This is a genomic window from Marivirga sp., from assembly GCF_024636815.1.
GTDB lineage: Bacteria > Bacteroidota > Bacteroidia > Cytophagales > Cyclobacteriaceae > Marivirga.
On the sequence record NZ_JAGXGF010000126.1, the window covers coordinates 1 to 9777 of the forward strand.

Genomic DNA, 9777 nt, shown 5'->3' on the forward strand with positions numbered 1-9777 from the left:
ATAGGAAAAGCTTTTCCATATAATCCAATATACTGCGTTATCTTCCCTCGATATAGCCCGCTATATCTTCTCAAAGACGCCTTGTCTATTGAATTATATGAAAATCTGAATTTACAAATTAGAGTCGAACTCAGGTTAGTAACCAATGAGGAAGGGAAGCCACTGGGAATCGTGACCGATACTGATTTCAGGTCAAAAGTAGCCAGTGGTGCATATTCAATTGAATATCCGGTTTCAAAAATCATGTCCTCTAATCTAATTTCCCGACCATTGGGGCTTCCACTAGCTGAATATCTTATCACAATGCTGAAGCATAACATCAAACATTTGCTGATAACAAAAGGAGATGATATGGTAGGTATTTTTAGCCAGCAAATGCTCTTTTCTCATTTGCAATTCAATCCCTTTTCTATTCTCTATAATATTGAGTCTGCTGAAAATATAGAGAAATTGTGCTTTCATAGAAATAATGTAGATCAATTTTTAGGCTATTACCTTGAGCAAAACATTAAGACATCTGTTATTTCGCAACTTATTACCACTATCAATGATGCACTCATAAAAAAAGCTATTCAATTCGCTGTAGCTGCACTGGATGATGAAAAATACTATAAACCTGAGGTGCCTTTTGCCTGGCTTTCTTTAGGTAGCGAAGGAAGGGACAATTATTACGAACAGATCAGGATAATGCCATCATTTTCGGAAATTTAAATGCTGCACAATTAACTTATACACGCGAATATTTTATTCAGTTGGGCAGACGAGTAAATGAGATTCTTTATAAGGCAGGTTTTGAATATTGCCCGACCAATATGATGGCTGGAAATCCTGATTGGTGCCTGAGCATTTCTGAATGGCAAGATCGCTTTGGCGGTTGGATTCACTCACCCGAAAAGGAAGCCCTTTTATTTTCGACTATTTTCTTTGACTATAGATATATTTCAGGTGATATAGAGCTAGTATAAAAGCTCAATAATTTCTTAAAGAATGAAATAAATTCCAACAAAATCTTTTTGAACTTTTTAGCAAAAAATGCAACCAAAAATCCACCACCACTTAGCTTTTTTTAAAATTTAATTGTTGAAAGATCCGGCTCGCATAAAGAAGAATTTGATCTGAAAGCTCGTGCTATGATGCCATTGATAGATATTGCACGGATCTTATGTTTGGAAGCTGGAATTATTACCATTAAAAGCACTATTGAAAGGTATCGTTTTTTAGCTGAGCTGGACAAATCACGAAAAGAACTATTCTTGCAAGCGGTGCAAGCCTATGAATTTCTCATGTATTTCAGAGCTTCGGAAGGAATTAGAAATGATGATTCAGGAAGATTTATTCCTATTAAAGAGATTTCAAAGTTTGATAGACAGGTTTTGAGAAATGCTTTTGAGCCTATATATGATCTTCAGCAAATGATTGAATTAAGATTTCAATTCAATTATTTTTCCTAGAAATTTAAATTTTGGAAAAATAGCAAAAAAGCAGATTACCCTGAAGAAATAACTCATTATTTCGCCTTAAACAAATCAGGAGAGGATGCTGAAACCCAATATGTAATTTTTGATACGGAGTCGTCTTCACTTACTATCTCCAAGGCACAATTACTGTCCATTGGGGCTGTAAAAGTCATGAACAACAGCATTTTAATGAAAGAACATTTGATTGTTTTATTGATACAGGAAAATCAGGGGTGAGAGGAAATGTACATATTCATGAAATAATGACTAGTGGGAAAGAAGAAAGAAAAGAGATAAAGGAAGCCCTTCTTGAATTTTTGAAGTTTATCGGAAATGCTGTTTTAGTGGCTCACCATGCAAAACATGATATAAGCTTAGTCGACAGATATTTATCCGAAATCTTTCCTGGAGTTAGATTGGTTAACAAAGTCATCGATACTGCAGAATTAGCCATTGAAAACGACCAAAAAAATAATCCTTCCATTAAAATTAAGTCCGAAAACTATTCACTCGATGCATTATTAAAGCGATATAATATTGAGGCAGTTGAAAGACATACCGCATTGGGTGATGCATATTCTACGGCTTTGCTTTTTCTTAAAATACGATAGTTGATTTAAATATGATCTCAAGAAACCAAAACAGCCAACGAAATTTATTTCCATTGGCTGTTTTTAATTCTTCATTACGAACTTATAATTCGTAATTATTCAATTCCTAATTCGTAATTATTTTCCCCAAAGGTCTTCCATACTGTAGGGCGAGCCTTCTTGTGCCCAAAAGCTTCCATCCACAAATCGATAATTCTCATCCTCTTTGCTTATGGCTTCTACTTCATCTCTGCTTAAATCAATTTTATCTGCCTCCAGATTTTGCTTTATCCTTCCGGCATTGGTTGACTTAGGGATTACAGATATGCCTCGATTCAAAGCATAAGCTATTAAAATCTGTGCTGGTGTTTTGCTGTATTTATCCGCTATATTTTTAATAACATCTAATTCAAATAAATCCGGTTCATCATCCTTTTTCATTTGACTAGCTCTATCTTTTGAGCCTAATGGAGAATAAGCAGTCACCAAAATGTCATGCTTTTTGCAGAATTTAACTAAATCTTCTTGAACCAATCTAGGATGCAATTCCACCTGATTCATTTCTGGTTTGATAGTGGCAATCTCTCTTAACTTCTCCAAATTATTGATATTGAAATTTGCCACGCCTATGTGTTTGGTTAGGCCTTCATCTACCAGTTTCTCCATAGCTGCCCATGTTTTTTGAATAGGAGCATTGTCTTGCCCTAAAAAATCGTCTCCGGATTCTGGGAATTGCGATTCAGGTTTTTGAGCAACAGGCCAGTGCATTAAATATAGGTCTAAGTAGTCTAACTGTAAGTCTTTTAAAGTTTGCTTAAGTGCAGGTTCTACATCCTCAGGCAAGTGAGCATTATTCCACAGTTTAGAGGTAATGAATATTTCTTTCCGAGTGCACAAGCCATCATTAAAAGCCTTTTGTAGCGCATCCCCAATTTCTTTTTCATTACCATAAATATAGGCGCAATCAATATGTCGGTAACCCACTTTAATAGCTTCCAAAACTGCTTTATAAACCTCTCCAGGCTCTGATTTCCAAGTTCCCAAACCTAAAGCAGGTAAAATATCTCCATTTCTAAAAGTTAATTTTCTCATGTGATTATAGTTTTATAGTGTGTATAGTATTATACTAATTCAATTAGATTATGTTGAATAAAATGTGAACTTGTGGGTTTAAATGCGAATGTTATTGGGTTTACCTTGAACCTTTGACACCCCCCTTCACCCCCCCTTCACCCCCCTCAAGGGGGGAGTCGCTCAGAATTTCTTTTGTTTTTTAATTTGATTCAGAGTCTCTCCATTAATTATTTCAATTAAGAAATGACAAAAAGATTGACAATGCTTGCTCCTTTCTAATAAAATAAATCTGTGAGACTGTCCCCTTAAGGGGACTACAGGGGTGTCGATTGCTTTAGGAGAAATATAAGTATGTAGCAATAAAAAGAAAGCAAAAGAACTACTTAAGCTTACTTTTCTGGTTTAATTTCCCGGTAATTTGGAAAAATAGCCTTTACTTTCAATTGTGAAATTTGTGAAAGGTCAATTAACTTTAATAAGTTGCCTCGGTAACAAAATTACATTTTGAACCAAACCTCATCCTTTTCAATACTTAGCAGTGAATACATTGCATTATTCCACTAATTTTCTTTAAAAGCGGAAAAGTTCAAATGGCGAACTATTTATAATTTTTCTAAATTAGAATAGTTTTTTATAATAAAAATACTATAAAACGCTTGAATTCAGTTGTTTAAGCCCTTTTTTGTGAATTGGATTATAAAAATGCCAAATTTGTGCACGAAATGTATTTGAAATAATGGCTTTGGGCAGTAGATTTGTACCCAATTAATAATTGGTGTTCCCAGATGCTAAATGAACAAATAAATATGTCTTTGAAAACGTATATTACTCGCTTATCCTTTATAGCATTCCTATTAGTGAGTTTTTTATCATTACCCAATAATGCTCTTGCTCAGGCTTCTGAGTTGCCAACAAGCGAAGAAGCGATTGCCAATGGTGAAAAACTATTTAAAAATAATTGTGCTGTTTGTCACCAAGTTCAACAGAAAATGATTGGACCTGCTCTTAAAAACGTTTACGAAAGAAGAGAGTTGCCATGGTTATTGAATTTTGTTAAAAATTCGCAAAAAGTAATCCAAGGCGGAGATGAATATGCAGTTAATCTCTACAATGAATATGGAAAGGCAGTGATGCCTAGCTTTGATTACTTCGCTGACGAAGAAATCAAAAATATTTTGGGGTATGTTAAATACCAAACTGAAAACCCACCACAAGAAGCAACAGCTGATGCTGGTGGAGCTGCTACTGAAGCAGGATCTGGTGGAGGTGGAGGTATTCCTTCAGAATATTTAACTCTTATCATAGTTGGATTCGTCATTGTTCTTATCCTGATCTTGGTAGTTTTGGTGTTGATCGTAACGGTCTTGACTAAATTCATCAATCAAAAAGAAGACATTGACGAGAGAGATAAAGAATTTGTAAATCAAAAATTAAATCTTAACAAGCTGGTAAGAAGCAATGGCTTCTTATTCTTTGTAATTTTGATCTTTACAGCGGTTGTAGCCAAAACAGTTATTGACGGTCTTTATACTGTTGGTGTTCAGCAAGGCTATCAGCCAACACAGCCCATTGCATTCTCTCATGAGATTCATGCAGGTCAGTTCGAAATTGAATGTCAGTATTGTCATACTGGAGTTATGATTAGTAAAAGTGCTAACATCCCTTCAGCTAATATATGTATGAACTGCCATACGGCTATCAAAACTGAATCAAAAGAAATAGCAAAAATATATGAAGCTATAGATTACGATCCTGAAACGGGTGAGTATGGTGATAATATTAAGCCAATTGAATGGGTAAGGGTACATAACCTTCCTGATTTGGCTTACTTCAACCACTCTCAGCACGTGAATGTAGGCGAAATTGAGTGTCAAACTTGTCATGGCCCAATAGAGGAAATGGCAGTAGTAAAACAATGGAGCACATTGACAATGGGATGGTGTATCAACTGTCACAGAGAGACTAAAGTAAATGCCAAAGGAAATGCGTATTACGATGATTTAGTCAAAGCACATGATGGTGGCGACTTGAAAGTAGTGGATATAGGTGGTTTAGAGTGTGCTAAGTGTCATTATTAATAAAAAATATTTAAGACTTCATTAATCATAGATATGAGTGATCAAAAAACATATTGGAAAGGAACTGAACAATTAACAAATGATCCTTCATTTGTTAAAAATGCAGAAAAGGAATTTCCTGAGTACTTACCAATCAATGAGAATAAAGAGTCCAATGGAAGTACTTCCAGAAGGGATTTCTTGAAAATGATGGGGTTTGGTGTTGCTGCAGCTTCTTTAGCTGCTTGTGAAGCACCTGTAAGAAAAGCAATCCCTTATCTTAATAAGCCTGTTGATGTTGATCCGGGTATCCCTAACTACTACGCTTCTACTTACTCAGAAGGTGGTGATTATGCCAGTATCGTAGTTAAAACACGTGAAGGAAGGCCTATTAAAATAGAAGGAAACAAAAACTCCTCTATAACTCAAGGTGGGGTAAATGCTCAAGTTGAGGCATCAGTACTTTCTTTATATGATCAAGAGCGATTAAGAGGTCCTTTGAAAGAAGGCAAAAATACTGATTGGAATACAATCGATAAAGAAGTTACAGAACAACTACAAGCTATAAGTGCTGAAGGCGGTCAAATCAGAATTGTATCTAATACAATCTATTCACCTTCAACTTTAAAAGCCATCCAACAAATGGCTGATAAATATGGAAATACTGAGCATGTGATGTACGATGCTGTTTCTCAGCATGGTATGTTGGAAGCTAACGATCAAATGTTTGGAATTAAAGCTCTTCCTGCTTATGATTTCAGCAAGGCTAACACTATTGTAAGTTTTAATGCTGACTTCTTAGGGACTTGGTTTTCTCCGATTGAGCATACAAAACAATATAGTAAAACGAGAAAAGTTAGTAGTGAGGATAAAACAATGTCTCGTCACTATCAATTTGAAGCTAATCTTTCATTAACAGGTTCAAATGCTGATTATAGAACACCGGTTAAACCTTCACAAGAAGGATTGGTTGTTGCAGCATTATATAATGAGGTTGCTAAAATGACGGGTAATGCTCCTATCAATACTAATAAAGTTGAGGTAGCAAATATTACAAATGCAGCAAAAGATTTAGTTTCTAATAAAGGTAAATCTTTAGTAGTAGCAGGCTCAAATGATACTGATATTCAATTATTAGTAAATGGTATCAATTCCATGTTGAATAACTATGGAACTACCATCGATTTGAATCAATACTCAAATGCTAGAAAAGGAGACGATGCAGCGTTCATCAATTTTGTGAAAGAGGCGAATGCTGGAAACATTAAGGCAGTTATTTTCTATAATGCCAACCCTGTTTACGATACAGGAATGGGAGAGGAGTTAAAATCTGCTTTAGGAAAAGTTTCCTTATCAGTTTCTACTTCTGATAGAAATGATGAAACGGCCCATTTAGTAAAATATGTAGCTCCTGATCATCACTTCTTAGAATCATGGAATGATGCTGAGCCTAAGAAAGGTCAGTTAAGTTTAGCACAGCCAACTATTTCTCCATTATTCAAAACTCGTCAGGCTCAAGACACCTTCTTAACCTGGACAGGAAACAAACAAGAATATTACAATTTCCTTAGAAAAAATTGGGAAGATAACCACTTCAGTGGTCAAGAGCCAACTTTTGATATTTTCTGGGATAAAACTTTATATAATGGTGTATTCACCTATAATGTAGAAAGTAGTGATGTATCCGCTCAAAGTGTAGATTTATCTGCTACAGCGAATAGAATCAATAAAAACTATAAGCCAAACAATACTGGTTTAGAAGTAGCTTTCTATCAAAAAGTATCTATGGGAACTGGTCATCATGCCAATAACCCTTGGTTACAAGAATTACCGGATCCAATTTCAAAAGCCACTTGGGATAACTATGCTACTATCTCACAAAAAATGGCCAATGACTTAGGAATTAAAATCTTTGAAGGGAAGACTTCATTAATCAAATTGACTATCAATGGTCAGTCAATGGAAGTTCCTGCATTGGTTCAGCCAGGACAGGCAAATGATACCATTGGTCTTGCTTTAGGTTACGGTAGAAAAATGGCAGGTAAAGTTGCTAACGGAGTTGGATTTGATGTTTATCCTTTCTTAACGCAGCTTAACGGCACTAGATCTTATGTTTTAACATCAGGTGTTAGTGTAGATGGAACTGCTGGAAGCTACCAATTGGCACAGACTCAAACGCACCAAACATTCATGGGGCGTGAGACAATAATTCAAGAAGCTTTATTAGAGGATTACAAAAAGAAAGGCTGGGAGAGAGACTTCCAACCACATATAGCCACTAGCAAAGGAAAAGTAAAACCTTCTAAATTAACACTTTGGAATGGTCACAAATATAATAACCATCATTGGGGATTAGCTATTGACTTGAACTCATGTACAGGTTGCGCAGCATGTACAATTGCTTGTCAATCTGAAAATAATATTCCGGTTGTGGGTAAAGAGGAAGTAGTAATGAGAAGAGACATGCAGTGGATGCGTGTTGACCGTTACTACAGCTCAGATGCATCTCCAGACGATACAAATGGTTTGGAAAAAGCAGCAGAAAATCCTGAAGTTACTTTCCAGCCGATGATGTGTCAGCATTGTAATAATGCACCTTGTGAAACTGTTTGTCCGGTTGCGGCCACTACTCACAGTTCAGAAGGACTAAACCAAATGACTTACAACAGATGTGTAGGTACAAGATATTGTGCTAACAACTGTCCTTATAAAGTAAGAAGATTCAACTGGTTCAAATACCATGACAATACTAAGTTTGACAAAAACTTATCTATGAATAATGACCTAGGTAAAATGGTGTTGAATCCAGATGTAACGGTTCGTTCTCGTGGAGTTATGGAAAAATGCTCTATGTGTGTTCAAAGAATTCAAGCGGGTAAATTGAAAGCTAAGAAAGAGAAGAGACCATTGGAAGATAAAGATGTGAACACAGCATGTGCTTCAGCTTGTCCTTCAGATGCTATCATGTTCGGAGACTTGAATAATCAAGACTCAGCTATTTCCAAATACTTGAAATTGGAAGAGAGCAATAGTGAACCAATTAAAGAGGTGAATGAAGAACGCGCTTACCATGTTTTGGAAGAGTTGCGTGTAGCACCTAACGTTTGGTATATGACCAAAATCAGAAATAAAGATAAAGTAAATACTAAGGCTTAATTTAATAACTTTAGCAATATGGAAGTCACTTCACCTGTAAGAGAAGTATTAGTAACGGGAAATAAAACCTATCATGATGTATCTCATGATATTTGTAGGCATGTAGAAGCCAAACCAAATCCAAAATGGATGGCAGCTATGGCACTTTCCTTAGGGGCACTATTTGTTGGAGGCTATGCCTTGGCTATCACCCTTTGGGATGGTATCGGCATGTGGGGCTTGAACAAAACCGTAGGATGGGCTTGGGATATCACCAACTTCGTATGGTGGGTAGGTATCGGTCATGCAGGAACTTTGATTTCTGCAGTATTGCTTTTATTCCGTCAGAAATGGAGAACATCCATTAACAGAGCGGCAGAAGCAATGACAATTTTTGCCGTTATCTGTGCCTTATTATTCCCATTAATCCACACAGGAAGACCTTGGTTAAGTTTCTATTGGTTTGTTCCAATTCCAAATACTTGGGGTTCATTATGGGTTAACTTCCATTCTCCTTTATTATGGGATTTCTTTGCGATCTCAACTTACTTTACAGTTTCCTTAGTATTCTGGTATATAGGATTAATTCCTGATTTTGCTACAATCAGAGATAGAGCGACCAACAAAATATCAAAAGCCATTTATGGAGCTTTAAGTTTTGGATGGGATGGAGCTGCAAAAACATGGCAACGATATGAAACCGTATCTTTGGTTTTAGCCGGTCTAGCCACTCCTTTAGTACTTTCAGTACACACCATTGTATCCATGGACTTTGCTACCTCGGTTATTCCAGGTTGGCATACTACTATTTTCCCTCCTTATTTCGTAGCAGGTGCAATTTTCTCAGGATTTGCGATGGTACTAACACTGATGTTGGTAACCAGAAAAGTTTACAATCTTGAAGATTATATTACCATTAACCATATTGAATTGATGAATATCATCATCATGATAACAGGTTCAATTGTGGGTGTTGCCTACATAACTGAGTTATTCATGGCATGGTATTCAGGAGTTCAGTATGAGCAATATGCTTTCTTAAATAGAGCAACAGGACCTTATTGGTGGGCATATTGGTCAATGATGACTTGTAATGTGGTTTCGCCTCAGTTATTCTGGTTCAAGAAAATTAGAACAAGTTTATGGGCGACCTTCATATTATCAATTGTGGTAAACATTGGAATGTGGTTCGAGAGATTTGTAATTATAGTAACCTCGCTACATAGAGATTACCTTCCATCAAGTTGGGCAATGTTTAGCCCTACTATTTATGATATGGGAATCTACCTATTCAGTTTTGGTTTATTCTTTACACTGTTCTTCTCTTTTGCTAAATTCTTCCCAGTGATTAATATGGCAGAGGTAAAAGCAGTATTGAAATCTAGTTCAGGTGAAATTGAAAACAAAAAATAATTATGGAAAGCGGTAAAAACTTTATCGTAGGGATTTTTGATGACGAGTCAG

General features: G+C 36.1%; 7 protein-coding genes and 1 pseudogene. 6 read left to right on the forward strand and 2 right to left on the reverse strand.

Translation table 11 applies throughout. The features are described from left to right. The first annotated feature begins 81 nt into the window (after window positions 1–81). Together Q0L29_RS09520 and Q0L29_RS09525 are read left to right on the forward strand one after the other, a co-directional pair. Window positions 82–965 (forward strand): annotated as a pseudogene (locus Q0L29_RS09520) (DUF294 nucleotidyltransferase-like domain-containing protein). 111 nt (window positions 966–1076) lie between these two features. Then, complete coding sequence (locus Q0L29_RS09525) at window positions 1077–1451, forward strand: putative nucleotidyltransferase substrate binding domain-containing protein (RefSeq protein ID WP_296621149.1); 375 nt, start codon at window positions 1077–1079, stop codon at window positions 1449–1451. Between the two features lie 56 nt (window positions 1452–1507). Here the strand turns inward: Q0L29_RS09525 and Q0L29_RS09530 are convergent, their stop codons facing one another. Further along, the gene (locus tag Q0L29_RS09530; RefSeq protein WP_296621138.1) at window positions 1508–1630 is read right to left on the reverse strand and encodes a hypothetical protein; all 123 of its coding nucleotides are present in this window, start codon (window positions 1628–1630) and stop codon (window positions 1508–1510) included. Between Q0L29_RS09530 and Q0L29_RS09535 the strand changes: the two genes are divergently transcribed. Further along, complete coding sequence (locus tag Q0L29_RS09535; protein WP_367275769.1) at window positions 1601–2068, forward strand: PolC-type DNA polymerase III; 468 nt, start codon at window positions 1601–1603, stop codon at window positions 2066–2068. The two genes, Q0L29_RS09530 and Q0L29_RS09535, sit on opposite strands and share 30 nt — an antisense overlap. 117 nt (window positions 2069–2185) lie before the next feature. Here the strand turns inward: Q0L29_RS09535 and Q0L29_RS09540 are convergent, their stop codons facing one another. Next, window positions 2186–3139 (reverse strand): aldo/keto reductase, encoded by a 954-nt coding sequence (locus Q0L29_RS09540; protein ID WP_296621141.1) that lies wholly within the window; start codon window positions 3137–3139, stop codon window positions 2186–2188. Between the two features lie 788 nt (window positions 3140–3927). On the opposite strand from Q0L29_RS09540, the gene Q0L29_RS09545 reads away from it, so the two are divergent. From Q0L29_RS09545 to nrfD, 3 genes are read left to right on the forward strand one after another with little or no spacing between them, the layout of a single operon-like run. Further along, complete coding sequence (locus Q0L29_RS09545) at window positions 3928–5199, forward strand: c-type cytochrome (protein ID WP_296621144.1); 1272 nt, start codon at window positions 3928–3930, stop codon at window positions 5197–5199. 33 nt (window positions 5200–5232) lie between these two features. Further along, on the forward strand, window positions 5233–8334 hold the full coding sequence (locus Q0L29_RS09550; protein WP_296621145.1) for a TAT-variant-translocated molybdopterin oxidoreductase: 3102 nt from the start codon (window positions 5233–5235) through the stop codon (window positions 8332–8334). A gap of 18 nt (window positions 8335–8352) precedes the next feature. Continuing rightward, complete coding sequence (nrfD, locus tag Q0L29_RS09555) at window positions 8353–9726, forward strand: NrfD/PsrC family molybdoenzyme membrane anchor subunit (RefSeq protein WP_296621147.1); 1374 nt, start codon at window positions 8353–8355, stop codon at window positions 9724–9726. Window positions 9727–9777 lie beyond the last annotated feature (51 nt).